Source organism: Streptomyces sp. NBC_00224, assembly GCF_041435195.1.
Classification (GTDB): Bacteria; Actinomycetota; Actinomycetes; order Streptomycetales; family Streptomycetaceae; genus Streptomyces.
Genome location: NZ_CP108106.1, coordinates 5,070,759 through 5,097,183, shown reverse-complemented (window position 1 = coordinate 5,097,183; position 26,425 = coordinate 5,070,759). Strand labels below are relative to the sequence as shown.

The following is a 26,425-nucleotide window of genomic DNA, read 5'->3' as shown; positions in this document are numbered from 1 at the left end:
CTCATGCGACCCGTACGCACGTGACCCGTGCTCATGCGACCGCACCCCCCATCAGCGCCTGATCCCAGAAGGCCGTGCAGAAGCGGGAGAGCGGGCCGCGCACTTCGCTGCCCGGTGGAGCTCCCTTCTCCTGGGCCTCCAGGAGGCCGTACTCCACCGGGAGTTCACCGGCCAGGGGGAGCCCCAGGGCGGCCGCCACCCACTGCTCGTCGAGCCCCGCCGCGTACGGACCGCGCACCACCGCGCGCAGGTCCCGCAGCACCATGCCGACCGAGGAGGCGACCCGGTTGGCCGCCGCGACCGCCCGCAGTTCGGCGGGGACGACCAGCAGACCCAGGTCGAGCTGGGCCAGCGCCTCCGCCACCGCGTCGTCCACACGCCTCGGCAGGTCGACGACCACGACGCCGCCGCGTCTGCGCGCGGCCGCGAGGACCGCTCGCATCGCCTCCGCCGGGATCGCCACCGAGTCGCCCCGGTCCCAGCTGAGCACGCGCAGCGCGTGCAGATGCGGAAGCGACTCCTCCAGCGCACCTCCAGCGACCCGGCCACGAGAAGCGGCGAAATCCGGCCACCGTCTGCCCTCGGCCTGTTCACCCCCGAGCAGCACGTCGAGGCCGCCTCCCAGGGGGTCGCCGTCGATGAGCATGGTGCGCCGACCGGCTCTCGCCGCGGTGACCGCCAGGGCGCAGGCCAGCGTCGACGCACCGGCTCCGCCGCGCCCGCCGACGACTCCGACGGTGAGCGCCTGGCGGCCCACGCCCTCCGCCGCGTCCGCGATCCGGTCGACCAGCCACTGCTCCGCGTCGGGCAGCCGCAGCACGTGGTCGGCGCCGATCTCCACCGCGCGCTGCCACACCCCGGGGTCGTCCTGGTCCCGCCCGACGAGCAGCACTCCGCGCCTTCGCGCGGCGCCGCGCACCCGGGCGGCCGCGTCGTCCCCGACGAGGATCAGCGGTGCGCTCTCCCAGCCGGACCGGCGCTCGGGCACCGAGTGGTGCACCTCGGGCTCGGCTCCGGCGGCGGCGCACAGCCGCAGCAGATCGTCGAGCAACGCCTCGTCCTCGGTGACGATCAGCGGGCCCGCGCGCCGCCCCTGAGCACCCGCCGAACGATCGGAAGCCATGGGTCCGTCCACGATCTCCGCCCCCTCTCACTGCGATTCCTGGCGTCCGCGGATCTCGCGAACTGGAATCACGGTGGAGCGGTTCCGGAAATTAAGTGGATCTTGGTCAAAAGCTGTGGACAACTCGCCCGTTGTGAATATTCCGCTCACCTATACCGGTGACTTCCAGAGCGCACCGGAACCATTACGCTCCGTGACGAGTCTGGACAGGCAGAGGGAGGAGCCGATGCGGCCCGAGGGAGGGGGAAGGATCGTGTGCGAGGCCCGAAAATGCATCCGGACATGCGACGACCCCCGCCGGGGGGGAGAGCGGGGGTCGTCTCTCCGGCCGACTCGGGGGGGGAGGAGCCGGACCGGGTTAGCACGGTCGCGAACGATCCGTGACTTCCATGGTGTACCCGAGAGCCTTCTCAGGCAAACCCACACGCCCCAGCGTACGCCGAATGGTGGGCGCCTATGCTCGCCCTCGTGGAAAACCACTCCTTGCCGCGGACCGCCGCCTTCTTCGACTTGGACAAGACAGTCATTGCCAAGTCGTCGACTCTCACGTTCAGCAAGTCCTTCTATCAAGGGGGACTCATCAACCGCCGGGCCGTGCTGCGTACGGCCTACGCACAGTTCGTGTTCCTCGCGGGCGGCGCTGACCATGATCAGATGGAGCGGATGCGCCAGTATCTGTCGGCGCTCTGCAAGGGCTGGAACGTCCAGCAGGTGAAGGAGATCGTCGCCGAGACGCTCCACGATCTGATCGACCCGATCATCTACGACGAGGCCGCCTCCCTCATCGAGGAGCACCACACCGCGGGCCGCGACGTCGTGATCGTCTCGACCTCGGGCGCCGAGGTGGTCGAGCCGATCGGCGAGTTGCTCGGGGCGGACCGCGTGGTGGCCACCCGGATGGTCGTGGGCCCCGACGGCTGCTTCACGGGCGACGTCGAGTACTACGCCTACGGCCCCACCAAGGCGGAGGCCGTCAAGGAGCTCGCCGCCTCCGAGGGCTACGACCTGGCCCGCTGCTACGCGTACAGCGACTCGGCGACCGACGTCCCGATGCTGGAGGCGGTGGGTCACCCCTTCGCCGTCAACCCGGATCGGGCACTCCGGCGCGAAGCGGCCATCAGAGATTGGCCGGTTCTCGTCTTCAACCGGCCTGTCCGGCTCAAGCAGCGGCTGCCCGCGCTCTCCATGCCGCCCCGTCCGGCACTGGTCGCGGCGGCGGCTGTGGGCGCCGCGGCGGCCACAGCCGGGCTCGTCTGGTACGCGAGCCGGCGGCGCGCCGCGGCCGCGAGCTGACCGAGAGACACCGGGTCCGAGGGCCCTCCGAGCAGCGCTGACCGTTCTGCCCTGTTTGAACCTAAAAGTAAAGAAGTGCAGTCAGGGGTTCCGCTTCACCCCAGCCTGGAGTACAAATAAGGCAACGGCCCGCGAGACCTGGGACATCCGAGAGGATCACCTTCTACGCAACACGGCCCCACGGACCGAGCATGAACATCGAGCACCCACGCGACGTCGACCCGTCGATTACGGGCCAGCCGCACCAGGTGACGGGCAGAAGTTCCCGACCTGATGGGCAACATTCGAGGACGCTTGGTAACACGGTGAACATGCCAGCGGCGGTACCGATCCGGTACCGCCGCAACCCTTTTCCGGCGCCCCGCCTTCCGGCCCCTGCCGTCGAGCATCCAGCGCCGTGCCGCCTACGCCGCTCCGCGCTGAAGCGCCTCGCAGACGGCCGTCGACTCCCGTACACCGAGCTCGATCGAGCGCCCGCAGTGCGCGATCCAGGCCGCCACGCCCTCCGGCGTCCCCGAGGCATAGCCGTCCAGCGCCGCCGCGTACGCCGCGCGCCCCTGCTCCGCGTGGCCGACCTCGGCCGGGCAGATCGACTTCGGGTCGAGACCGCTGCCGATCAGCACGATGCGCTCGGCGGCCCGCGCCACAAGCCCGTTGTAGGAGCCGAACGGACGCAGGGCGAGCAGTTCGCCGTGCACCACCGCGGCCGTGACGAGCGCCGGGGCCGATGAGCCCGCGATGATCAGCTGGGAGAGCCCCTCCAGGCGGCCCGCCACCTCGTCCGCGTCCGGCAGCGGCAGCTCGATCAGCGGCTCGTCCACCGTCTCGCCGTGCTGACGGGGCCGGCCCACCGTGTCGGCGGAGTCGGCGGCCGCGACCAGGTGCAGCCGGGCGAGCACCCGCAGCGGCGACTGCCGCCAGATGGAGAGCAACTGACCGGCCTCGGCGGTCAGCCGCAGGGCCGCGCCGACCGTGCGCGCCTCGGCCTCCGAGCCGAAGTCACTGCGCCGCCGCACCTCCTCCAGCGCCCAGTCGGCGCCGGAGAGCGCAGCGCTGCCGCGCGCCCCGCGCAGCGCCGCCTCCGAGGTGATCTCGTTGCTGCGCCGCCGCATCACACGGTGCCCGTAGACCCGGTCGACGGCTTTGCGTACGGAGTCCACGGCGTCCGGGACACCCGGCAGCGAGCCCAGGGCGACAAGCGGATCGGCGGCCGACGAGGCGTTCGTACTCATAAGTAGCGAGGCTACGCGTCCGTGGCCCACACCCCACCTTCGAGTGGTCTTCTTCACTCGCCACCCCTACATTGCGCTGCCGCACGATTACCGTTGGTGAACATGAAGATCGCTTTCGTAGGCAAGGGCGGCAGCGGCAAGACCACGTTGTCCTCGCTCTTCATCCGCCACCTCACCGCCAACGAGGCCGCCGTGCTCGCGGTCGACGCCGACATCAACCAGCATCTGGGGGCCGCGCTCGGGCTCGACGAGGCGGAGGCCGCCGCCCTGCCCGCGCTGGGCGCGCAGCTGCCGCTGATCAAGGAGTATCTGCGCGGCACCAACCCCCGGATCGCCTCCGCCGAGACGATGATCAAGACGACTCCGCCGGGCCGGGGCTCACGGCTGCTGCGGATCCGCGAGTCGAATCCGGTGTACGAGGCGTGCGCGCGGCGGGTGGTGCTCGACGACGGGGACATCCGGCTGATGGCGACCGGCCCGTTCAACGAGTCCGACCTGGGCGTGGCCTGCTACCACTCGAAGGTCGGGGCGGTGGAGCTGTGCCTGAACCACCTGGTGGACGGGCCGGACGAGTACGTCGTCGTCGACATGACGGCCGGGTCGGACTCGTTCGCCTCCGGCATGTTCACGCGCTTCGACATGACGTTCCTGGTGGCCGAGCCGACCCGCAAGGGCGTGTCGGTCTACCGCCAGTACAAGGAGTACGCACGGGACTTCGGGGTCTCCCTCAAGGTCGTCGGCAACAAGGTGCAGGGCCAGGACGACCTGGACTTCCTGCGGGCCGAGGTCGGCGAGGACCTGCTGGTCACGGTCGGCCACTCCGACTGGGTGCGCGCGATGGAGAAGGGGCGCCCGCCGCGCTTCGAGCTCCTGGAGGCCGACAACCGGCTCGCCCTCCAGGCCCTGCAGGACGCGGCGGACGACTCGTACGAGGGGCGCGACTGGGAGCGGTACACCCGCCAGATGGTCCACTTCCATCTGAAGAACGCGCAGAGTTGGGGGAACGCGAAGACGGGCGCCGACCTGGCGGCCCAGGTCGACCCCGCCTTCGTACTCCAGGAGGAACTCGCCGTTCCGCAGCCGAGCTGACCTCGCGAGCGCGGCCGGCGGAAGGCGTCAGCCTGCGGCGGCCTGCTTGAGGCCGGGCTGCGGGAGCGGCTTGGCCGGCTGGACCGGCACGGCGGGCTGGGCGGCCAGGAAGGCCGTCCAGCCACCCTTCGGGGCCTCTCCGACCTTCAGCTGACGGAACTTGTCGAGTGCCGACGGGTCCTGCGCGTCCAGCCAGTCGGCGAGCTGACGGAACGACACGCAGTGCACCTCGCGCTTGACGCAGACCGTCTTGATCGTGTCCTCGACGGCCCGCATGTACGTGCCGCCGTTCCAGGGCTCGAAGTGGTTGCCGATGATCAGCGGCGCGCGGTTGCCGTTGTACGAGCGGTCGAAGGCCTGGAGCAGGCCGTCGCGCATCTGGTTGCCCCAGTACTCGTGCTGGTCGGCCTCGCCCGTCACCGCGCCCGACTGGTTCATGTAGAAGTTGTAGTCCATGGACAGCGTCTGGAAGGCGCGGCCCGGGACCGGGACCAGCTGCATGGACAGGTCCCAGATGCCGTTGTCGTTCTTCTTCGGCCACACCTGGTCGTTGACGCCGCTGGTGTCATAGCGCCAGCCGAGCTGACCGGCCGCCTGCACGAAGTTCTTGCGGCCCTCCAGGCAGGGTGTGCGGCCGCCGATGAGCTCCTTGTCGTAGTCGAACGGAAGCGGCGCCTCCGCCGTGAGCCCGGAGTTCGACTTCCAGTTCTTCACGAACGACTTGGCCTGCGCGATCTCGCTCTTCCACTCGTCCACCGACCAGGTCCCGACGCCACCGTCGTTCCCGCAGAAGTGGCCGTTGAAGTGGGTGCCGACCTCGTTGCCCTCCTGCCACGCACCGCGCAGCTGGGTGACCGTGTCCTTGATGCCCTTGAGATCGTTGAACCCGATGTCACTGCTGCCCGGAGAGTGCTTGGGCGCGGTGTACCGCTCGCGCTTCTCCTCCGGGAGCATGTACACACCGCTGAGGAAGTACGTCATCGTCGCGTTGTACTTCTTGCCCACCTCGCGGAAGTGGGAGAACAGCTGCTGGCTGTCCTCGCCCGCACCGTCCCAGGAGAACACCACGAACTGCGGCGGCTGCTGACCGGGCGCCAGCTTGCTCGGCTTCAGCAGATGGGGCTGGAGTCCGGTGAACGCGGTGGAGCCGTCGCCGATCAGGCGCACGGCCTTCTTGGGGGCGGCGGCGCCGACCGCTCCGGGTCCGGGCGCGGCCGCCTTGGTCCCGTTGCCCACCGAACATCCGGCGACGCCCGCGACCAGCGCGACGACGACGGCCCCGGTGGCGATCCTCTTCGTGGCGGCCATCATCCGCCCACCCTCTTCCTCGCAGATCAGCAGATCCGAAGATCTCTTGCACTGAATGTCATCAAATCGCCGCAAAAGTGACACGCAGCATGAGGGAAGGGGGCGCGACAGGCCGCACGAAAAGCTGCTTATTCACCGTGGAGAGTGAATCGTTGACCTATTTGCCCTAAATGCGAAGCGCTGACCTTTACTCTGCATTACGATTCGTTTACCGAGAGTTGAGAATCCCGCCGCTGCACGCCGTGACCCACGGCCGCGACCCCACATCCGCGACCGCGCTGCCCCGGAGGAGACGGGAAACATGTCTGCCTGCGTCCCCACCCGCACCCAGCCCCTCACTCACACCGACAGCCCCCAGCACCCGCACGCCCCGCCCCCCAGGAAAGGAGGCCGCCGCTTCCGGATCGCCGGAGCCGATCTGTCCGCATCCGTCACCGTCTTCCTGCTCGCCGTCCCGATGTCGCTCGGCCTCGCCGTCGCCATCGACGCCCCGCTGGAAGCCAGCCTCATCGCCGCCGGTGTCGGCGGCATCGTCGCCGGGCTGCTCGGCGGCTCACCGCTCCTTGTCAGTGGCCCATCCGCCGGACTCACGGTGGTATCGGCCGAGTTGATCCAGAGTTACGGCTGGCGCACCACCTGCGCCATCACGGTTCTCGCGGGTCTGCTCCAGATCACACTCGGCTCACTGAAGACCGCGCGCTCCGCGCTCGCCGTGAGCCCCGCCATCGTGCACGGCACCCTCGCCGGCATCGGCGCCGCCATCGCGCTCGCCCAGCTCCACATCGTCCTGGGCGGCTCCCCACAGAGCTCGGCCGTGGACAACGCCCAAGCTCTCCCAGGCCAGTTGGCCAAGGTCGGCCCTGCCGCACCCCTCATCGGGGCGCTCACCATCGCCGTGCTCATGACGTGGCCCCGCCTCCCGGGACGCGTCGGAAAGACGCTGCGCCGCATCCCGGCCGCACTCGCCTGTGTGGTGATCGCCACCGGTGTGGCCGCCCTGGCCGCGCCCCACATCGCCCGGGTCGACCTGCCCTCCTGGGACGCCCATGTGCTGCCGGAACTGCCGCACGGGCCGGTGGCCGGGCTGGCCGCCGCCGTGCTCACGGTGACGCTGGTGGCCAGCCTGGAGTCACTGCTCTCCGCCGTGGCCGTGGACAAGCTGGCCGCCGAACGGCCGGGGGGCACCGCACCCGCCCGGGCCGACCTCGACCGGGAGTTGCGCGGCCAGGGCATCGCCAACGCCGTCTCCGGGCTGCTCGGCGGAATGCCGGTCTCCGGTGGCGCGGTGCGCGGCAGCGCCAACGTACGGGCCGGGGCGACCGGCCGTGCCTCCACCGTGCTGCACGGGGTGTGGGTGCTGCTCGCCGCCGGGCTCCTCGTGGTCGTCCTGGAGTGGATCCCACTGGCGGCGCTGGCCGCGCTGGTGATGATGGTCGGCATCCAGATGGTGTCCTTCGCCCACATCCGCAACGTCCACAAGCACCGCGAGTTCCTGGTGTACGTGGCGACGGTGGCCGGGGTGCTCCTCTTCGGGGTGCTCCAGGGCGTGGTCATGGGGGTCGCCGTGGCCGTCGCGGTCGCGCTGCGCCGGGTGGCACGCACCCGGATCACGGTGCAGCGCCGGGACGACCTGTCGTATCTGGTGCGGGCGCGCGGGCAGTTGACGTTCCTCGCCGTGCCCCGGCTGACCCGGTCGCTGAACCAGGTGCCCCAAGGGGCGAGCGCCGTCGTGGAGTTGGACGGCTCGTTCATGGACCACGCGGCGTACGAGGCACTGCAGAGCTGGCAGGACACGCACACCGCGCGCGGTGGCGAGGTGCGGATCACCGGCCGGTCCGGCGGACGGATCACCGAGCCCGCCTCCAGCTCGCAGAGCTGCTGCCGGCCCTGGACCCCCTGGCGCAACCACCACTGCCACGACAAGGCGCCGGCGCCCAGGCGGCACGGGCACCAACTGGCCAGCGGGCTCAGCTCGTTCCAGCGCAACACCGCGCCGCTGGTGCGGGACGAGCTGGCGCGGCTGGCGCGCGAGGGGCAGCAGCCGTCCCAGCTCTTCCTCACCTGCGCGGACTCCCGGCTGGTCACCAGCATGATCACGTCCAGTGGACCGGGCGATCTGTTCACCGTGCGCAACGTCGGCAATCTGGTGCCCCCGCCCGGCGCGGAGTGCGGTGACGACTCGGTGGCCGCGGCGATCGAGTACGCGGTCGAGGTGCTGCGGGTCGAGTCCATCACGGTCTGCGGACACTCCGGCTGCGGGGCGATGCAGGCGCTGCTGAACGGTAAGCCGGACGCCCCGCAGACGCCCCTGCGGCGGTGGCTGCGGCACGGGGCGCCCAGCCTGGAGCGGATGGCGAGCCGCAAGTACTCCTGGGCGCGGATCGCCGGGCGGCTGCCCGCCGACGCCGTCGAGCAGCTCTGCCTCACCAATGTGGTGCAGCAGCTGGACCATCTGCGGCGCCATGAGTCGGTGGCGCGGCGACTGGCCGAGGGCACGCTGGCGCTGCACGGGATGTACTTCCATGTGGGCGAGGCCCAGGCGTACTTGCTGGCGTCCGACGACTGCGCGGAGGTGTTCGAGGGGGTGGGGCCGACGGCCCTTGAGGCATCCCCCATCTGACGTGGTGCGATGCCGCGCCTTCCGCGCATGCCTGAACCCAGGGCGGACCGTGTCCGTGAGACCGTCTGATGACACGCCGATGCCCCGGATCCCCTATAGGTCTAAACCAATTTCCGGGAGGCTCTTGTCACCCGGCGATTGGCCTGATGAGCTATGGCCCGGGACACATAGGCACATAGGACGCCCTGGGAAAGGGAGATGTCGTGAGCAACGAAAGCCTGGCCAACCTCTTGAAGGAGGAGCGCCGGTTCGCTCCTCCTGCCGCGCTGGCTGCCGACGCCAACGTGACGGCGGAGGCGTACGAGCAGGCCGAGGCGGACAGGCTGGGCTTCTGGGCCGAGCAGGCCCGGCGCCTCACCTGGGCCACCGAACCGACCGAGACGCTCGACTGGTCGAACCCGCCGTTCGCGAAGTGGTTCGCCGACGGGCAGCTCAACGTCGCGTACAACTGCGTGGACCGCCACGTCGAGGCCGGGAACGGTGACCGGGTCGCCATTCACTTCGAGGGCGAACCCGGTGACAGCCGCGCGATCACCTACGCGGAGCTGAAGGACGAGGTCTCACGGGCCGCCAACGCCCTTACCGAGCTCGGCGTCCGGGCCGGCGACCGGGTCGCGGTGTACATGCCGATGATCCCCGAGGCGGCCGTCGCGATGCTCGCCTGCGCCCGTATCGGCGCGGCGCACTCGGTGGTCTTCGGCGGGTTCTCGGCCGACGCCGTCGCGTCCCGTATCCAGGACGCCGACGCGAAGCTGGTCATCACGGCGGACGGCGGGTACCGGCGCGGCAAGCCGTCCGCGCTCAAGCCCGCGATCGACGAGGCCGTGACGAAGTGCCCGCAGGTCGAGCACGTACTGGTGGTGCGGCGTACGGGCCAGGAGACCGCCTTCACCGAGGGCCGGGACGTCTGGTGGGACGACATCGTCGGCCGTCAGTCCGCCGAGCACACCCCGCAGGCGTTCGACGCCGAGCACCCGCTGTTCATCCTCTACACCTCGGGGACGACGGGTAAGCCGAAGGGCATCCTGCACACCTCCGGCGGCTATCTGACGCAGGCCGCGTACACGCACCACGCGGTCTTCGACCTCAAGCCCGAGACCGATGTGTACTGGTGCACCGCCGACATCGGCTGGGTGACCGGTCACTCGTACATCGTGTACGGGCCGCTGGCCAACGGTGCGACGCAGGTCATGTACGAGGGCACGCCGGACACCCCGCACCAGGGGCGGTTCTGGGAGATCGTCCAGAAGTACGGGGTGACGATCCTCTACACGGCGCCGACGGCGATCCGTACGTTCATGAAGTGGGGCGACGACATCCCCGCGAAGTTCGACCTGTCGTCGCTGCGGGTGCTCGGGTCGGTGGGCGAGCCCATCAACCCCGAGGCGTGGATCTGGTACCGCAAGCACATCGGGGCGGACAAGTGCCCGATCGTGGACACGTGGTGGCAGACGGAGACCGGCGCGATGATGATCTCGCCGCTGCCGGGAGTGACCGAGACCAAGCCGGGCTCCGCGCAGCGGGCGCTGCCGGGCATCGCGGCGACCGTCGTCGACGACGAGGCGCACGAGGTGCCGAACGGGGGCGGCGGGTACCTCGTCCTCACCGAGCCGTGGCCGTCGATGCTGCGCACCATCTGGGGCGACGACCAGCGGTTCATCGACACGTACTGGTCGCGGTTCGAGGGCAAGTACTTCGCCGGTGACGGGGCGAAGAAGGACGAGGACGGGGACATCTGGCTGCTCGGCCGCGTCGATGACGTGATGCTCGTGTCCGGGCACAACATCTCGACGACCGAGGTCGAGTCGGCGCTGGTGTCGCACCCGTCGGTGGCCGAGGCGGCGGTGGTCGGCGCGGCCGACGAGACGACCGGGCAGGCGATCGTCGCGTTCGTGATCCTGCGGGGTTCGGCGGCCGAGTCGGACGGGCTGGTGGAGGAGCTGCGGGCGCACGTCGGCACCACGCTGGGGCCGATCGCCAAGCCGAAGCGGGTACTGCCGGTGGCGGAGCTGCCGAAGACCCGGTCGGGGAAGATCATGCGGCGGTTGCTGCGGGACGTTGCCGAGAACCGGGAGCTGGGGGATGTCACGACGCTGACGGACTCGTCGGTGATGGATCTGATCCAGACCAAGCTGCCGGGCGCTTCCAGCGAGGACTGAGCGGGGGTGGGGGGGCTGGGGGCCCGGCTGCGCGGTGTGCGTGGCTGGGCCTCCGGCCGTTGTTCCCCCACCCCGCCCGTCCCCGCTGTGACATTTGCGGCTCCGCCGCGTGGCCTCCGGGGGTGGCTGGGGGTGGAGGCTCGTTTCCCGGGGGCTGCGCCCCTGCACCCCGCTTCGGGGCTCCGTTCGTCTGCGGGCCATCTGTGGCTGGTCGCGCAGTTCCCCGCGCCCCTGAGGGGCGGGAGCTTCGCTCCCTGCCCCCGCTTTCGGGGCTCCGCCCCGGACCCCGCTCCTCAACGCTGGAGGGGCTGAATGTGCCCGGACCCCGTTCTGCCTTTAGGGGCGCGGGGAACTGCGCGACCAGCCACAGACGACCCGCAGACAAACACCGGGCACCGCACCCCGCGCCCCCCACCCCACTTGCGCATAAGGTAACGATCACCGGAATCGTCCCCCCGCACCCGGGTAAAGAGTTAGGTAAAGTAAAGATCGCGTCCAGTCGCGGCACTCCCGTCGGCGGCGCAACAAGAGGGACCCAGGTGCGCCGGGAAGTCTGGTCGGCAACGTGCTTTGTCATGCCCGCCGAACCGACCGGAGGTCGTCCGTGTCCGCGCCCGTATCCCGTAAGGACAGCAGCAAGAGCAGCAGCCGGAAGTTCCTCGGGCGGCTCTCGTTGCCCGAGCGGAACTTCGTCGCGGACGCGCTGCGTGCCGAGACCGTCGGCGGTGTGCTGCTGCTCGTGGCCGCGATCGTGGCGTTGATCTGGGCCAACACCCTTGGTGACAGTTACGCCGACGTACGCGGGTTCCACGTCGGCATCGAGGCGCTCGGGCTCAACCTCTCGCTTCAGCACTGGGCCGCCGACGGCCTCCTCGCGATCTTCTTCTTCGTAGCCGGGATCGAGCTCAAGCGCGAGCTCGTGGCCGGTGAGCTGCGCGATCCCAAGGCCGCCGCGCTGCCAGTGATCGCCGCGCTCTGCGGAATGGCCGTGCCCGCGCTCGTATACGCGCTGGTCAACGCCGTCGGCGGCGGCGCGATGGACGGGTGGGCCGTGCCGACGGCCACCGACATCGCCTTCGCGCTGGCCGTGCTCGCGGTGATCGGGACCTCGCTGCCGTCCGCCCTGCGCGCGTTCTTGTTGACGCTCGCCGTCGTCGACGATCTGTTCGCCATTCTCATCATCGCCGTGTTCTTCACCAAGGAGATCGACTTCGCCGCCCTCGGCGGCTCCGTCGTCGGCCTCGCGGTCTTCTGGCTGCTGCTGCGCAAGGGCGTGCGCGGCTGGTACGTGTACGTACCGCTCGCGCTGGTCATCTGGGGGCTGATGTACAACAGCGGCGTCCACTCGACCATCGCGGGCGTCGCCATGGGCCTGATGCTGCGCTGCACCCGCCAGGAGGGCGAGGAGCACTCCCCCGGCGAGCACATCGAGCACCTGGTGCGGCCGCTCTCCGCCGGGCTCGCCGTGCCGCTCTTCGCACTGATGTCGGCCGGGGTCGGCATCAGCGGCGGGGCGCTCGCGGACGTCTTCACGCGGCCCGAGACGCTCGGCGTGGTGCTCGGTCTGGTGGTCGGCAAGGCGGTCGGGATCTTCGGCGGCACCTGGTGCGCCGCCCGGTTCACCAGGGCGGAGCTCAACGACGACCTGGCCTGGCCGGACGTCTTCGCCGTCGCCACGCTCGCCGGGATCGGCTTCACGGTCTCCCTGCTCATCGGCGAGCTGGCCTTCGACGGCGAGGGCGCGCTGGCGGACGAGATCAAGGCCGCCGTGCTGGTGGGCTCGCTGATCGCGGCCGTGTGCGCCACCATCCTGCTGAAGCTGCGCGTACGCCGGTACCAGGTGCTCGTCGAGGAAGAGGAGCGCGACGAGGACCACGACGGCATCCCGGATGTGTACGAACAGCACAATCCGGCCTACCACCTGCGGATGGCCGCCATCTACGAGACGAAGGCCGCCGAGCACCGCCGCCTCGCGGAACTGGCGGGGGCGGGGAGCGACGAGGGCGGCCGTCCGGCATGATCTGACATCTGGGCCGGAGAAGGACATCTGGGCCGGGAGATGACGGGACCGGAGAAGAGAAGAGGGAGTCAGCGAATGAGCGACCCCAGCAACACCGCCGCCGGAGCCGACCGCAGCCTCGGCCAGCTGGTCGCCTCGGCGACAGCCGAGATGTCCGCGCTGGTGCACGACGAGATCGCACTCGCCAAGGCGGAGCTGCGCCAGGACGTCAAGCGCGGCGCGATCGGTGGCATCGCCATCAGTACCGCGGGAGTGCTCGTCCTGTTCTCGCTGCCGGTGCTGAGCTTCGCGGCGGCGTACGGGATCCACAACCTGGGACTGGGCCTCGCCTGGTCGTTCCTGATCGTCGGCGGAGCGTTCCTGCTGCTCGCGGCCCTGCTCGGGGTGCTGGCCGTGGCCAAGTTCAAGAAGGTCAAGCCGCCGGAGAGGTCCATCGCCTCGGCCAAGCAGACCGCCGCCGTGCTCGGGGGCGTCAAGCCGCATCCCCGCCCGGTGACCGACCAGGCCCCGGCTGTGGCACGCTCGTCTGCATGACCGCACCTGATACCGGTACCGGCGCCACGGGCAGCCCTGGCGGCAATGGCAGCCCTGTCCGCATCGATGGTCCCTGGACACACAGGGACGTAGCGGCCAATGGTGCGCGCTTCCACATCGCGGAGCTGGGTGACGGTCCGCTGGTGTTGCTGCTCCACGGCTTTCCGCAGTTCTGGTGGACGTGGCGGCACCAGCTGACCGCGCTCGCCGACGCCGGTTTCCGGGCGGTCGCGATGGACCTGCGGGGCGTCGGCGGCAGCGACCGCACGCCCCGGGGCTACGACCCGGCCAACCTCGCGCTGGACATCACCGGGGTCGTACGGTCGCTCGGCGAGCCCGACGCGGCGCTGGTCGGCCATGACCTGGGCGGCTATCTGGCGTGGACGGCGGCCGTGATGCGGCCCAAGCTGGTGCGCCGGCTGGTCGTGTCCTCGATGCCGCACCCCCGGCGCTGGCGCTCCGCGATGCTCTCCGACCCCTCGCAGTCGCGGGCCGGTTCGTACATCTGGGGCTTCCAGCGGCCGTGGGTCCCGGAGCGTCAGCTCGTCGCGGACGACGCGGCGCTGGTGGGGCGGCTGGTGCGGGAGTGGTCGGGTCCGGTGGCGCCGGAGGACGAGGCCGTGGAGGTCTACCGGCGGGCGATGACCATCCCGTCGACCGCGCACTGCTCGATCGAGCCGTACCGCTGGATGGTGCGGTCGATGGCCAGGCCCGACGGCATCCAGTTCAACCGCCGTATGAAGCGGCCGGTACGGGTACCGACGCTGCATCTGCACGGGTCGCTCGACCCGGTGATGCGCACCCGCAGCGCGGCGGGCTCCGGCGAGTACGTCGAAGCCCCGTACCGCTGGCGGCTGTTCGACGGCCTGGGGCACTTCCCCCACGAGGAGGACCCGGCCGCGTTCTCGGCGGAGCTGGTGAACTGGCTGAAGGATCCCGAGCCCGACCGGTAGTCCGGCCGGTGGCCCGCCCGCCCCGTCCCGCAAGCGGACGGGAACGCTTGTCTGACGAACAGCCAAATGCCCGGCGCATAGGCCAATTGGCCGCCCGAGACGCGGTTACCGACCTTGGGCCCCGGGCAGACGTCGGGGTATGGGCTGGACGCACGACTACGGTGACGCAGCACGCAACCGCCGCTCGGCCACCGCGCCGATTTCGCACGAGAGGGGCGGCCCGCAAGGTCAGGGCCATGATCCCCAACTCGGTATTCCACATATCCTCCGCCGCCGGGCCCGCTGGGTCTCGGCTCGGCTGCGCCATTCGCGTACGTAGTACGGGCCGCGCGTGGACGACGTACGTACGCGATTACGGGCGCAGATACGCGAGGCCCGGGTGGGCGCCCCGGTAGCCGTCCAGGAGCCGTCGGGCGACCTGGACCGAGTCGACCAGCGGGTGCAGGGCGAAGGCCTTCACCGCCGCCCGCACCGAGCCGGCATCGGCGGCCTCCAGGACACACCGCTCGACCGCCTTCACCGCGTTGACCAGGCCCGCCTCATGGCCGGTCAGCTGGGTCACGGACAGCGGGCGCGGGCCTGACGCGTCGACGTGGCACGGGACCTCGACGACCGCCTCGGCGTCGAGGGCGTGCAGCGAGGCGCCGTTGCGCACGTTGAGGATGAGCGTCGCCGGTTCGTCGCGCGCGATGGCCCGCATCAGCGCCAGGGCGACGTTCTCGTACCCGCCCGACTCCATGTCGTCGGCGGCGCGCTCGCCCGCGCCCGAGACCTCCCGGTTCTCGGACATGTACGTGGCCTCGCGCTCGGCGCGGGTGCGGTCCCAGGCGTCCCACGCCTGCTCGCCGTCCGCCACGGTCGCGTAGAAGCGCGCCTGCTGGTCCAGGAGGAAGGCGCCGCGGGTGAGCTCGGCATGCCCGTACGCGGTGACGGCCTCGCGGTTGAAGTAGTAGTAGTACAGATACTCGTTGGGCACCGAGCCCAGTGAGCGCAGCCAGTCGGCGCCGAAGAGCTTGCCCTCCTCGAACGAGGTCAGCAGCGCGTCGTCCGCGAACAGGCGCGGCAGCACGTCCTCCTCGCCCTCGTAGAGGCCGTGCAGCCAGCCGAGGTGGTTCAGGCCCGCGTAGTCCAGCCGTAGGGCGACGGGGTCGGCGCCGATCGTGCGGGCCACGCGGCGGGCCAGGCCTACCGGTGAATCGCAGATGCCGATCACGCGTTTGCCCAGGTGGCGGGCCATGGCCTCGGTGACGAGACCGGCCGGGTTGGTGAAGTTGATGACCCAGGCGCCGGGGGCGACCGCCTTGATCCGGCGGGCGATCGCGTTCACCACGGGCACGGTCCGCAGTCCGTACGCGACGCCGCCCGCGCCGACCGTCTCCTGGCCCAGAACGCCCTCGGCGAGCGCGATCCGCTCGTCGGCCGCCCGGCCCGCCAGGCCCCCGACGCGGATCGCGGAGAAGACGAAGTCGGCGCCGCGCAGGGCCTCGTAGAGGTCGGTGGTGGCCCGTACGGCCGGCGCGTCCGCGATGCCGCGGGCCTGGTCGGCGAGGACCTTGGCGATGGCGGCGAGCCTGGCCGCGTCCACGTCGTACAGCGCGACCTCGGTGACCCGGCCGGGTGCGTGGTCGCGCAGCAGGGCGCCGTACACGAGCGGCACGCGGAAGCCGCCGCCGCCGAGGATCGTCAGTCGCATTCCGGCCTCTTCGGGGAGTCGGGATTCAGCGGGGGCGGCAACGTGGCGGTCAGAGGGCGCACTGCTGGCTGTCGACCTGCTGGTTGGCGGTGCGGCCCAGCTGGATGTCCTCGCGGATCTCGCCGGCCGTCAGCGCGTATCCGGTGTTCGGGTCGTCGAGGGACTTGGCGAAGACCACTCCGTAGACCTTGCCGTCGGGGGTGAGGAGGGGGCCGCCGGAGTTGCCCGGGCGGACCGTGGTGAACAGCGAGTAGACCTCGCGGGTGACCGTGCCGCGGTGGTAGATGTCCGGGCCCGGCGGGGTGATCCGGCCGCGGACGCGCGCGGCGCGCACGTCGTACGGCTGGTCCTCGGGGAAGCCCGCGACGATCGCGCCGCTGCCGCTGTGCGCCGCCTGGGAGGAGAAGCGCAGCACCGGGGCCTTCAGGTCGGGCACGTCCAGGACCGCGATGTCGCGGCGCCAGTCGTAGAGCACCACCGTCGCGTCGTACGTCCGCCCCTGGCCGCCGATCTGGATCTTCGGGTCCTCCACACCGCCCACTACGTGGGCGTTGGTCATTACACGGCGCTCGGCGAAGACGAAGCCGGTGCCCTCAAGGCGCTTGCCGCAGCTCGGCGCGGTGCCGGTGACCTTGACGATCGAGCGCTTGGCCTGCGCCGCGACGGGGCTGGTCGCCAGCGCCTGATCGGGGGGCGGGACCTTGGTGATCGACTCGTTGGTGAACGGGGCGAAGACCTGCGGCAGCCCGTTCTGCGCCAGCATGGAGGAGAAGTCCGAGAACCAGGTGTACGCCTGCTTGGGCATCGCCTTGTCGACGCCGCGCAGGATCTGGGAGTCGTTGACCGCCCGTCCCAGCGCGTTCCCCCGGCTAGACGAGTCCTGGGGGTCGGCCAGTGGGGAGAGCGCGGTGCCGATCAGCCAGGCGACAAGGAGCATCGCCACGACGTTGACCAGCGCGCCGCCCGTGGCGTCCAGGGCGCGCGCGGGCGACCAGGTGATGTGCTGGCGCAGTTTGTTGCCCAGGTGCGTGGTGAAGGCCTGGCCCACGGAGGCGCAGACGATCACGACGACGACCGCGATGATCGCGGCGGTGGTCGACACGTCCCGCTTGTCGGTCAGTTGGTCCCAGATGACCGGCAGCAGATACACGGCGATGAGACCACCGCCGAGGAAGCCGATCACCGACAGGATGCCGACGACGAAGCCCTGGCGGTAGCCGACGATCGCGAACCACACGGCGGCGACCAGCAACAGGATGTCCAGCACGTTCACGGGCCCACCCTGTCACGCGTGCCAGTCGAGCGGGACCCGCCTGGTGCGATCCCAGGGGCGCTCCCAGCCCGCGAAGTGCAGCAACCGGTCGATCACACCGGCCGTGAAGCCCCAGACGAGGGCGGATTCGACCAGAAAGGCCGGGCCTGCGTGGCCCCGCGGGTGGACCGCGGTGGCCCGGTTGGCCGGGTCCGTGAGATCCGCCACGGGGACGGTGAAGACCCGGGCGGTCTCGGCCGCGTCCACCGCCCGCACCGCGGTCGGCTCGCGCCACCAGCCAAGGACGGGAGTGACCACGAAACCGCTCACCGGGATGTAGAGCCGGGGCAGCACGCCGAAGATCTGTACCCCTTCGGGGTCCAGGCCGGTCTCCTCCTCGGCCTCGCGCAGGGCGGCGCGCAGCGGGCCGGTGGTCTGGGGGTCGCCGTCCTCGGGGTCGAGGGCGCCGCCCGGGAAGGAGGGCTGGCCGCCGTGCGAGCGCAGCTGGCTGGCGCGCTCCATGAGCAGCAGCTCGGGCCCGGCCGGGCCGTCACCGAAGAGGATCAGCACGGCGGACTGGCGCCCGGCGCCGCTCTCGGGCGGCAGGAACCGGCTGAGCTGGAGCGGCTCGATGTCGTCGGCCGCGCGCGCGACGGGGGCGAGCCACTCGGGCAGCCCGTCACGGCTCACGGCGGGGCCGTGGAGGCCCTGGGGGCCGCCGTCGTGGCCCTGGTGTCCGTCAGGCGCGGCCGCGCCGCCCGTGCCGCCCTCATACCTCTCGTACGTCCTACTGGTGTCACTCGTCTTACTGGTGTCACTCGCGTGCGTCATAGGCACCCCCGTCGTCCACCGGTCACAACGTCCGGGCCGGTCGCGTTCGTTCCGTCCGGTCATCCGCGATCCGTCATCCGGCCCCCAGCGGCGGGGCGGGCCGCCCCGGGTAGTCCGGGGGCGGGGAGAGCCGCTGGCCCGGGAGGCCGCCCTTCTCGTACTTCAGGAGCTTCTTCGCCTTCTCCGGGTCCGTCTCTCCCTCCCCGTACGCCGGGCAGAGCGGGGCGATGGGGCAGGCGCCGCAGGCGGGCTTGCGGGCGTGGCAGATGCGGCGGCCGTGGAAGACGACGCGGTGCGAGAGCATCGTCCACTCGCTCTTCGGGAAGATCTCGGCGACGACGGCCTCGACCTTGACCGGGTCCTCCTCGTCCGTCCACTTCCAGCGGCGGACCAGACGGCCGAAGTGCGTGTCGACGGTGATGCCGGGAACGCCGAAGGCGTTGCCGAGCACCACGTTCGCCGTCTTGCGGCCGACACCGGGGAGCTTCACCAGGTCTTCGAGGCGGCCCGGGACATTGCCCCCGAAGTCGTCGCGGAGGGCGGCGGCGAGCCCCATGATCGACCTGGTCTTGGCGCGGAAGAACCCGGTCGGCCGGATCAGCTGCTCGACCGCCTCCGGGTCGGCCGCGGCCAGGTCCTCGGGGGTCGGATACGCGGCGAACAGCGCGGGCGTCGTCTGGTTGACCCGCAGGTCGGTCGTCTGGGCGGACAGGACGGTCGCGACCAGCAGCTCGAAGGGGTTGCGGAAGTCGAGCTCCGGGTGGGCGTACGGATACACATCCGCCAGCTCCCGGTTGATCCGCCGCGCGCGCCGGACCATGGAGAGGTGGGACTCGGGCTTGGCGACGGGCCTGGCCGGGGCCTTCGTCGCAGCGGCCTTCGCAGGCTTCGCCGTGGCTTTCGTGGCGGCGGTCTTCGCAGGCGCGGCCTTCTTGACCGCCTTCTTGGCCACGGTCTTCTTGACCGCCTTCTTGAGCACGGCCCTCTTCTCCGGGGCTTCCTTGGTCGGGGTTCCCCCGGCCGGCCCCTTCGCGGGCGCGCTCGGGGCGGCCGACGCGCCCGGGGTGGGCTCCGGCGCCGACGCGGCCCGATTGGCCGATTTTGATTCTTTCGCGGCTTTTTTCGGTTTACTCGCGGGCTGTTCGCCCACAGCGGAATCACTGCCTGCCGACACTCTTGTGGCCCCCCTGGCCTGCGCTCTCACCGGCGAATTGGACACCCGGCCAGCCTAAAGCCACGCACTGACATCCGCCCCGGCCACAGCGAATCACCACCCCAATCGGCCCCCTGCCGCACAGTCCGGCGCTCCGGTGCGTCATCCTTGTGATTGATCGCACTGTTTACCCCGTCCGGTAAAAAGGGGAACACGGTCCCCTGAACCGGTCGACAAGGAGAGAACTCGTGGACGACGTTCTGCGGCGCGCCCCGCTCTTCGCGGCGCTCGATGATGAGCAGGCCGCGGAGCTCCGCGCCTCGATGAGTGAGGTGACGCTCGCCCGCGGCGACGCCCTCTTCCACGAGGGCGACCCCGGCGACCGCCTCTACGTGGTCACCGAGGGCAAGGTCAAGCTCCACCGCACTTCCCCCGACGGCCGCGAGAACATGCTGGCGGTCCTCGGCCCCGGCGAGCTCATCGGCGAGCTGTCCCTCTTCGACCCGGGCCCGCGCACCGCCACCGCGACCGCGCTCACCGAGGTCAAGCTGCTCGGCCTCGGCCACGGCGACCTCCAGCCCTGGCTGAACGCCCGGCCCGAGGTGGCCACGGCCCTGCTGCGCGCCGTCGCCCGCCGACTGCGCAAGACCAACGACCAGATGTCCGACCTGGTCTTCTCCGACGTCCCGGGCCGCGTCGCCCGCGCGCTCCTCGACCTGTCGCGCCGCTTCGGCGTGCAGTCGGAGGAGGGCATCCACGTCGTGCACGACCTGACGCAGGAAGAGCTGGCCCAGCTGGTCGGCGCCTCCCGCGAGACGGTGAACAAGGCTCTGGCCGACTTCGCACAGCGCGGCTGGCTGCGTCTGGAGGCCCGCGCGGTGATCCTGCTCGACGTCGAGCGGCTCGCCAAGCGCTCGCGCTGATACGGCCGTTCACCTGCGCGTTCGTACGTGACGGGGCCCGCCTCCCTCGGGAGGCGGGCCCCGTTGTCAGTGGTCGGTCCTAGTCTGTGGATACGTGGCAGACACGCCGCCGCTCCTTGACAAGTGCACCGTGGAAAAAGGCAGTTACGAGCGAGGCGGGTGCCTTCGCGGTCAGATCAACCCGTGCTCGCTCAGATACTCCAGCTGCGCGCGTACGGAGAGCTCGGCCGCGGGCCACAGCGAGCGGTCGACGTCCGCGTAGACGCGGCCCACCACGTCCGCCGCCTTGGTGAAGCCGTTCTCCACCGCCGTCTCCACCTGGGCCAGCCGGTGGGCGCGGTGGGCGAGGTAGAACTCGATGGCGCCCTGCGCGTCGTCGAGGACCGGCCCGTGCCCGGGCAGCACGGTGTGGACGCCGTCGTCGACCGTGAGCGAGCGCAGCCGCCGCAGTGAGTCGAGGTAGTCGCCGAGGCGGCCGTCGGGGTGCGCCACGACGGTGGTGCCGCGCCCGAGGACCGTGTCCCCCGTCAACACGGCCCGGTCGGCGGGGAGATGGAAGCAGAGGGAGTCGGCGGTGTGGCCGGGGGTCGGCACCACCCACATTTCGAGCCCGCCCGTGGTGATCACGTCACCGGCGCCGAGCCCCTCGTCCCCGAGGCGCAACGCCGGGTCCAGCGCGCGTACGTGCGTGCGCGTCAGCTCCGCGAAGCGCGCCGCGCCCTCGGCGTGGTCGGGGTGGCCGTGGGTGAGCAGGGTGAGGGCGACCCGCTTGCCCATCCGCTCGGCGGTGGCGACCACGTTCCGCAGGTGGGCGTCGTCGAGCGGTCCGGGGTCGATGACGACGGCGAGGTCGGAGTCGGGCTCGGCGACGATCCAGGTGTTGGTGCCGTCGAGGGTCATCGCGGAGGCGTTGGGCGCGAGGACGTTGACGGTACGGGTCGTGGCGGGGCCGGAGAGCACCCCGCCGCGGGGCTGGCCGGGGAGGGCCGCGGCTTCGGTCACGCGGGGGCACCTTCCGTGAGGGACGGGGACGGGAGCGTCGGCATAGGCATCGGCATCGGGCTGGGCGCTGCTGCGGTCACGGCGTCCCGCCGCCGGTACGCACGCGCTTGGTGAACTCGTCGTGCCCGGGCCAGCTCAGCACGATCTCACCGTCGTCGCCGAGGCTCGCCCGCGCCAGTACGGGGGTGAGGTCGCGGGCCGCCGAGGCGGCGAGGGCGTCGGCGGGAGTGGCGTACGGGAGAAGGGCGCGCAGGGTCGAGACGGTCGGGGGCATCATGAGCAGCTCGCCCCCGTCGTACCCGGCCGTGGCCTCGGCGGGCCGGATCCACACCGTCCGGTCGGCCTCTGTGGAGGCGTTGCGGGTGCGCTGGCCCTCGGGGAGCGCGGCGACGAAGAACCAGGTGTCGTACCGCTTCGGCTCGAACTCGGGGGTGATCCAGCGGGCCCACGCCCCGAGCAGGTCCGAGCGCAGGACCAGGCCCCGGCGGTCGAGGAACTCGGCGAAGGAGAGGTCGCGGGCGACGAGAGCGTGACGGTCGGCCTCCCAGTCGTCGCCGGTGGTGTCGCCCACGACGCTGTCGGCGTCGGGTCCGGCGAGGAGGACTCCGGCCTCCTCGTACGTCTCGCGGACGGCCGCGCAGACGATGGCCTGGGCGTCGTCCGCGCCCACGCCCAGGCGGGCCGCCCAGGTCTCTCGGCTGGGCCCGGCCCATCCGATCCGGCGGGCGTCGTCCCGGGGGTCGACGCCGCCGCCGGGGTAGGCGTAGGCGCCGCCGGCGAAGGCCATGGAGGTGCGGCGGCGCAGCATGTGCACGGCGAGCCCGCCGTGCTCGTCCCCGCCCCGCAGCAACATGACGGTCGCGGCTCGCCGGGGCTGTACGGGGGTGAGTTCGCCGTGGGCGAGGGCGCGGATGCGGTCGGGCCATTCCGGCGGGTACCACTGACCATTGGGCATGGCCGGAGGCTATCCCCTGACGCGCGCACGTTCGAGGCCGCACGCCCCCGCGCCGGGGCTGCCCCGTCCCCCCTTCCCCGGCACTGGCCGGTGCCGGTCGACCCCGTCCCGGGGCTTCGCCCCGGACCCCGTTTGTCTGCGGGTGGGGGGCGCGGGGGCCCGGTGTTTGTCTGCGGGCTGCGTGTGGCTGGTCGCGCAGTTCCCCGCGCCCCTTTTTGGCCCGGTGTTTGTCTGCGGGCCGGTGGGGGCTGGTCGCGCCGTTCCCCGCGCCCCTAAAGGCACCTCCAGCACCGGCGGCACGAAAGTCAGCCCCGGCGGCGTGCAAGGCGCAGGTCCGGGCACATTCAGCCCCTCCGGCGTGCAAGGAGCGGGGCTCGGCAAAATTCAGCCCCTCCGGCGTTTGAGGAGTGGGGTCCGGGGCGGAGCCCCGAGAGCGGGGGCAGGGAGCGAAGCTCCCGCCCCTCAGGGGCGCGGGGAACTGCGCGACCAGCCACAGATGGCCCGCAGACGAACGGAGCCCGGGGCGGAGCCCCTGCACCCGCTTGCGGGGCCTGGGGTCTGGGGGCGTAGCCCCAGGGAGACCCACCTCAACCCCCACCCACCCCCGGAGGGTCTAGGTGAACGGGCGGGGTGGGGGATACCGCCCGGGCCGCCCCGGCCACAGCGCCTCCCTTTATTTCGGGCAAACACCCTTCTGCCGGGCTTCTCACCCCGTCCTCAGACGGCTCTCATCCAGCGCCGCGAAGGTAATGCACATGACCTTCCCCGAGCAGCAGCCGAAGCAGCCGCAGCCGTACCCGCAGGCGTCCGGGGCCTTCCCCCTGCCGCCCCCGTACGAGCCGAGCCAGCCCGTGCACGCCGGGCCCGGGACCACCATCTGGCCGGCGAACGGCAACGGGGGCGGGGGCATCCCGGGTGACCCCGGGCACCCCGCCGCACCCGGCGCCGCCGCCCCCACCCACCGCCGCGCCCGCCGCTCCGTCGGCCTGCTCGCCGCCGTCGCGCTCGCCGCCGCGGCCGTGGGGGGCGGGACCGCCACGCTCGTGGAGCGGTGGGCCGGGGGTGACACCAGCGCCAGCGCGCCCGGCGTCGCGGGGACGAACGCCTCCAGGAACACCACCGGCACCGTCGCGGGCGTGGCCCAGGCCGTCTCGCCCAGCATCGTGGAGATCAGCGCGACCTCCACCTCCGGGGAGTCCACCGGATCCGGGGTGATCATCACCTCCGGCGGTGAGATCGTCACGAACAACCACGTCATCGCCGGCGCCGACCAGGTCAAGGTGCGGACCAGCGACGGCAAGACGTACACCGCGAGCGTCGTCGGCACCGACCCCGACAAGGACCTCGCGCTGATCAAGGTGCAGGGCGCGAGCGGGCTCAAGCCCGCCAGTCTCGGCAACTCCGACAACCTCAAGGTCGGCGACCAGGTCGTCGCCATCGGCTCCCCCGAGGGTCTGACCGGCACCGTCACCAGCGGCATCGTCTCCGCCCTCAAGCGTGACGTCACCGTCGCCAAGGAGCAGGGCCAGGGCCAGGGACAGGGCGAAGGCCAGGGGCAGGGCCAGCAGGGCGGTGGGCGCGGCGGCTGGCCGTTCGAGTTCGGCGGGCAGCAGTTCAACGGCGACACCGGCTCGTCGAAGACCACGTACAAGGCCATCCAGACGGACGCCTCGCTCAACCCGGGCAACTCCGGCGGCGCGCTGATCGACATGAACGGCAACATCATCGGCATCAACTCCGCGATGTACAGCCCCAGTTCCGCCAGCCAGTCCTCCTCCGCGGGCAGTGTCGGGCTCGGCTTCGCCATCCCGATCAACACCGTCAAGGCCGACCTCGACTCCCTCCGCTCCGGCAACAACAACAGCGGCAGCGACAACAACGGCACCAGCAGCAACAGCTGATCCTCACGGCAGGCGCAGGCGCGGCATGCGACGCTGGACAGCACCCGACCCGGACCACGCCGGACCACCGCCGTGCCGCCGGACCACACCCCGAGGAAGACCCGAGACCGATGAGCCCCGCACCCGCCGAGGACGACACCCAGCGCATCCTGATCGTCGACGACGAGCCCGCCGTGCGGGAGGCGCTCCAGCGCAGCCTCGCCTTCGAGGGGTACGGGACGGAGGTCGCCGTCGACGGTCTGGACGCGCTGGCCAAGGCGGAGGCGTACCGGCCCGATCTGATCGTCCTCGACATCCAGATGCCCCGGATGGACGGGCTCACCGCCGCCCGCCGGCTGCGCGGCGGGGGGTCCACCACCCCCGTCCTGATGCTCACCGCGCGCGACACGGTCGGCGACCGCGTCACCGGGCTCGACGCGGGCGCGGACGACTACCTGGTCAAGCCGTTCGAGCTGGACGAGCTGTTCGCCCGGATCCGCGCGCTGCTGCGCCGCAGCTCGTACGCCGGTCCCGCGGACGGCGAGCAGCACGACGACAACATCCTCACCTTCGGTGATCTGCGGATGGACCTGGCGACCCGTGAGGTGACGCGGGGCGAGCGGGTGGTGGAGCTGACCCGTACGGAGTTCACGCTCCTGGAGATGTTCCTGGCCCATCCCCGGCAGGTGCTGACCCGCGAGCAGATCCTCAAGGCGGTCTGGGGCTTCGACTTCGAGCCGTCGTCCAATTCCCTCGACGTGTACGTCATGTATCTGCGCCGCAAGACCGAGGCGGGCGGCGAGGCGCGCGTGGTGCACACGGTGCGGGGGGTGGGGTACGCCCTGCGCTCGGGCGGCACGGAGTGAGAAGAGCGCTGCGGTGGTTCCGCGAGCTGCCGCTCCGATCCCGCCTCGCACTGCTCGTCGCCACGGCGGTGACGGTGGCCGTGGCCGCGGTGGCCGCCGCGTGCTGGTTCATCACCCAGGGGGTGCTCACGAGCCAGCTCGACAACCGGCTGCGCAACCAGGCGGCGAGCTCGGCCAGCACCGACTACGCCAACGTCCTGATCCAGACCTGCCAGAGCCCCAACCCCGAACCGATCCGGCTGCCGGGCAACACCCCACTGACCCAGGTGGTCTTCTCGGACGGCTCGGTGTGCGTCAACCCCAGGTCCGCGCGGCTTCAGGTGGAGCGCCCGGACGTCGAGGTCGCGAATGGACCGCGCGCCGACGCGCTGCACACCACGACGGACAGCGCCGGGGTGGAGCGCCGGGTCTACACCCACGAGGCTCACATCCGCGGCCTCGGCCCGCAGGGCCGGGTCGCCGTCTCCATCGCGGTGCCGATGTCCGACGTGACGACGCCGCTCAACAAGCTGGCGATCGTCCTGCTGGTCGTCTCCGGCATAGGAGTCATCGGCGCGGGCGCCGCCGGGCTCTGGGTCGCGCGTACGGGGCTTCGCCCCGTGGACCGGCTGACCGGCACGGTTGAGCACGTGGCCCGCACCGAGGACCTCACCGTCCGCATCCCGGTCGAGGGCGAGGACGAGATCGCCCGGCTCTCGCGGTCCTTCAACGCGATGACCGCCGCCCTCGCCTCCTCCCGCGACCGCCAGTCGCAGCTGATCGCGGACGCGGGGCACGAGCTGCGCACCCCGCTCACCTCGCTCCGTACGAACATCGAGCTGCTGGCGAGGAGCGAGGAGACCGGGCGGGCCATCCCGCCCGCCGACCGCAAGGCGCTGATGGCGTCCGTCAAGGCCCAGATGACCGAACTCGCCGCGCTGATCGGGGACCTGCAGGAGCTGTCCCGGCCCGACGCGGTCCGCGAGGGCCCGCTGGAGGTCGTCGCCTTCCACGACATCGCCAGGGTGGCGCTCGACCGCGCCCGGCTGCGCGGGCCGGAGCTGGAGATCAGGGCGCAGCTGGCCCCCTGGTACGTACGGGCGGAGCCCGCGGCCCTGGAGCGGGCGATCGTCAATGTGCTGGACAACGCGGTGAAGTTCAGCCCGCCGCACGGCACCATCGAGGTAGCGCTCGACCGGGGCACCCTGACCGTGCGCGACCAGGGCCCCGGCATCCCCGCCGACGAACTGCCGCACGTCTTCGAGCGGTTCTGGCGCTCGCCCTCGGCCCGCTCGCTGCCGGGCTCGGGGCTCGGCCTGTCCATCGTGGCCCGTACGGTCCAGCACGCGGGCGGCACGATCGCGCTCGGCGCGGCGCCGGACGGCGGCGGCACGGTCGCCACGATTCGCCTGCCGGGTGCCCCTACTCCGCCGCCGGACGCCCCGGGCGCGTGAGCTTGTTTTTCGACTGCGGGCCGGTGGGGGCTGGTCGCGCAGTTCCCCGCGCCCCTTTACAGCCGAAAGTGGGGCGTCCGGATGTCCCGGCGCCCCACCTTCGTAC

The 26,425-nt window shown here is 71.4% G+C and carries 21 protein-coding genes; 12 read left to right on the top strand and 9 right to left on the bottom strand.

Annotated features, from left to right (window positions below):
- Positions 1–31: 31 nt before the first annotated feature.
- Complete coding sequence (ssd, locus tag OG965_RS22740; RefSeq protein WP_371653916.1) at positions 32–1,123, bottom strand: septum site-determining protein Ssd; 1,092 nt, start codon at positions 1,121–1,123, stop codon at positions 32–34.
- A 456-nt stretch (positions 1,124–1,579) separates the two neighbouring features.
- Between ssd and OG965_RS22735 the strand changes: the two genes are divergently transcribed.
- Entirely contained in the window at positions 1,580–2,416 is an 837-nt protein-coding gene (locus tag OG965_RS22735; protein ID WP_371653915.1) for an HAD family hydrolase, read from the top strand.
- 404 nt (positions 2,417–2,820) lie between these two features.
- On the opposite strand, the gene OG965_RS22730 is transcribed toward OG965_RS22735, so the two are convergent.
- Positions 2,821–3,648, bottom strand: coding sequence for an oxidoreductase (locus tag OG965_RS22730; protein ID WP_371653914.1), 828 nt, complete (start codon positions 3,646–3,648; stop codon positions 2,821–2,823).
- Between the two features lie 102 nt (positions 3,649–3,750).
- Here OG965_RS22730 and OG965_RS22725 point away from each other — a divergent pair, with 102 nt between their 5' ends.
- Positions 3,751–4,737, top strand: coding sequence for an ATP-binding protein (locus OG965_RS22725; protein ID WP_371653913.1), 987 nt, complete (start codon positions 3,751–3,753; stop codon positions 4,735–4,737).
- 27 nt (positions 4,738–4,764) lie between these two features.
- On the opposite strand, the gene OG965_RS22720 is transcribed toward OG965_RS22725, so the two are convergent.
- Complete coding sequence (locus tag OG965_RS22720; RefSeq protein WP_371653912.1) at positions 4,765–6,048, bottom strand: hypothetical protein; 1,284 nt, start codon at positions 6,046–6,048, stop codon at positions 4,765–4,767.
- A 298-nt stretch (positions 6,049–6,346) separates the two neighbouring features.
- On the opposite strand from OG965_RS22720, the gene OG965_RS22715 reads away from it, so the two are divergent.
- The 6 genes from OG965_RS22715 (at position 6,347) to OG965_RS22690 (ending at position 14,650) form a co-directional block, all read left to right on the top strand.
- Positions 6,347–8,665, top strand: a complete 2,319-nt coding sequence (locus tag OG965_RS22715) for a bifunctional SulP family inorganic anion transporter/carbonic anhydrase (protein ID WP_371653911.1) — start codon at positions 6,347–6,349, stop codon at positions 8,663–8,665.
- 203 nt (positions 8,666–8,868) lie between these two features.
- Positions 8,869–10,824: an acetate--CoA ligase gene (acs, locus tag OG965_RS22710; RefSeq protein ID WP_371653910.1), complete on the top strand. Its 1,956-nt coding sequence runs from the start codon at positions 8,869–8,871 to the stop codon at positions 10,822–10,824.
- Between the two features lie 604 nt (positions 10,825–11,428).
- Positions 11,429–12,844: a Na+/H+ antiporter NhaA gene (gene nhaA, locus OG965_RS22705; protein ID WP_371653909.1), complete on the top strand. Its 1,416-nt coding sequence runs from the start codon at positions 11,429–11,431 to the stop codon at positions 12,842–12,844.
- A gap of 75 nt (positions 12,845–12,919) precedes the next feature.
- A complete protein-coding gene (locus OG965_RS22700; RefSeq protein ID WP_371653908.1) occupies positions 12,920–13,378 on the top strand; it encodes a phage holin family protein in 459 nt (152 codons plus the stop codon).
- Entirely contained in the window at positions 13,375–14,331 is a 957-nt protein-coding gene (locus tag OG965_RS22695; protein WP_371653907.1) for an alpha/beta fold hydrolase, read from the top strand. The genes OG965_RS22700 and OG965_RS22695 overlap by 4 nt, the downstream gene beginning before the upstream one ends.
- A gap of 139 nt (positions 14,332–14,470) precedes the next feature.
- On the top strand, positions 14,471–14,650 hold the full coding sequence (locus tag OG965_RS22690) for a hypothetical protein (protein ID WP_371653906.1): 180 nt from the start codon (positions 14,471–14,473) through the stop codon (positions 14,648–14,650).
- A gap of 33 nt (positions 14,651–14,683) precedes the next feature.
- On the opposite strand, the gene OG965_RS22685 is transcribed toward OG965_RS22690, so the two are convergent.
- The 4 genes from OG965_RS22685 to nth all read right to left on the bottom strand — a co-directional run bounded on the left by OG965_RS22685 (position 14,684) and on the right by nth (position 19,257).
- A complete protein-coding gene (locus OG965_RS22685; RefSeq protein ID WP_371653905.1) occupies positions 14,684–16,024 on the bottom strand; it encodes a 6-phospho-beta-glucosidase in 1,341 nt (446 codons plus the stop codon).
- A gap of 49 nt (positions 16,025–16,073) precedes the next feature.
- Positions 16,074–17,297, bottom strand: coding sequence for a MarP family serine protease (locus tag OG965_RS22680; protein ID WP_371653904.1), 1,224 nt, complete (start codon positions 17,295–17,297; stop codon positions 16,074–16,076).
- A gap of 12 nt (positions 17,298–17,309) precedes the next feature.
- Positions 17,310–18,107: a CoA pyrophosphatase gene (locus OG965_RS22675; RefSeq protein ID WP_371653903.1), complete on the bottom strand. Its 798-nt coding sequence runs from the start codon at positions 18,105–18,107 to the stop codon at positions 17,310–17,312.
- Between the two features lie 73 nt (positions 18,108–18,180).
- Positions 18,181–19,257, bottom strand: coding sequence for an endonuclease III (gene nth / locus OG965_RS22670; RefSeq protein WP_371653902.1), 1,077 nt, complete (start codon positions 19,255–19,257; stop codon positions 18,181–18,183).
- Between the two features lie 251 nt (positions 19,258–19,508).
- Between nth and OG965_RS22665 the strand changes: the two genes are divergently transcribed.
- Entirely contained in the window at positions 19,509–20,183 is a 675-nt protein-coding gene (locus OG965_RS22665) for a Crp/Fnr family transcriptional regulator (protein ID WP_017947815.1), read from the top strand.
- A gap of 171 nt (positions 20,184–20,354) precedes the next feature.
- On the opposite strand, the gene OG965_RS22660 is transcribed toward OG965_RS22665, so the two are convergent.
- Together OG965_RS22660 and OG965_RS22655 are read right to left on the bottom strand one after the other, a co-directional pair.
- Positions 20,355–21,185 carry an MBL fold metallo-hydrolase gene (locus OG965_RS22660; RefSeq protein ID WP_371653901.1) on the bottom strand — a complete coding sequence of 277 codons (831 nt, stop codon included), beginning with the start codon at positions 21,183–21,185 and terminating at the stop codon, positions 20,355–20,357.
- Positions 21,186–21,261: 76 nt separating this feature from the next.
- A complete protein-coding gene (locus OG965_RS22655; protein WP_371653900.1) occupies positions 21,262–22,140 on the bottom strand; it encodes an NUDIX hydrolase in 879 nt (292 codons plus the stop codon).
- 755 nt (positions 22,141–22,895) lie between these two features.
- Between OG965_RS22655 and OG965_RS22650 the strand changes: the two genes are divergently transcribed.
- The 3 genes from OG965_RS22650 (at position 22,896) to OG965_RS22640 (ending at position 26,319) form a co-directional block, all read left to right on the top strand.
- Positions 22,896–24,041 (top strand): S1C family serine protease, encoded by a 1,146-nt coding sequence (locus OG965_RS22650; protein ID WP_371653899.1) that lies wholly within the window; start codon positions 22,896–22,898, stop codon positions 24,039–24,041.
- A gap of 110 nt (positions 24,042–24,151) precedes the next feature.
- Positions 24,152–24,886 (top strand): response regulator transcription factor, encoded by a 735-nt coding sequence (locus OG965_RS22645; protein WP_371653898.1) that lies wholly within the window; start codon positions 24,152–24,154, stop codon positions 24,884–24,886.
- Positions 24,883–26,319, top strand: coding sequence for a sensor histidine kinase (locus OG965_RS22640; RefSeq protein ID WP_371653897.1), 1,437 nt, complete (start codon positions 24,883–24,885; stop codon positions 26,317–26,319). Before OG965_RS22645 ends, OG965_RS22640 begins: the two co-directional genes overlap by 4 nt.
- The last annotated feature ends 106 nt before the right edge of the window (positions 26,320–26,425 follow it).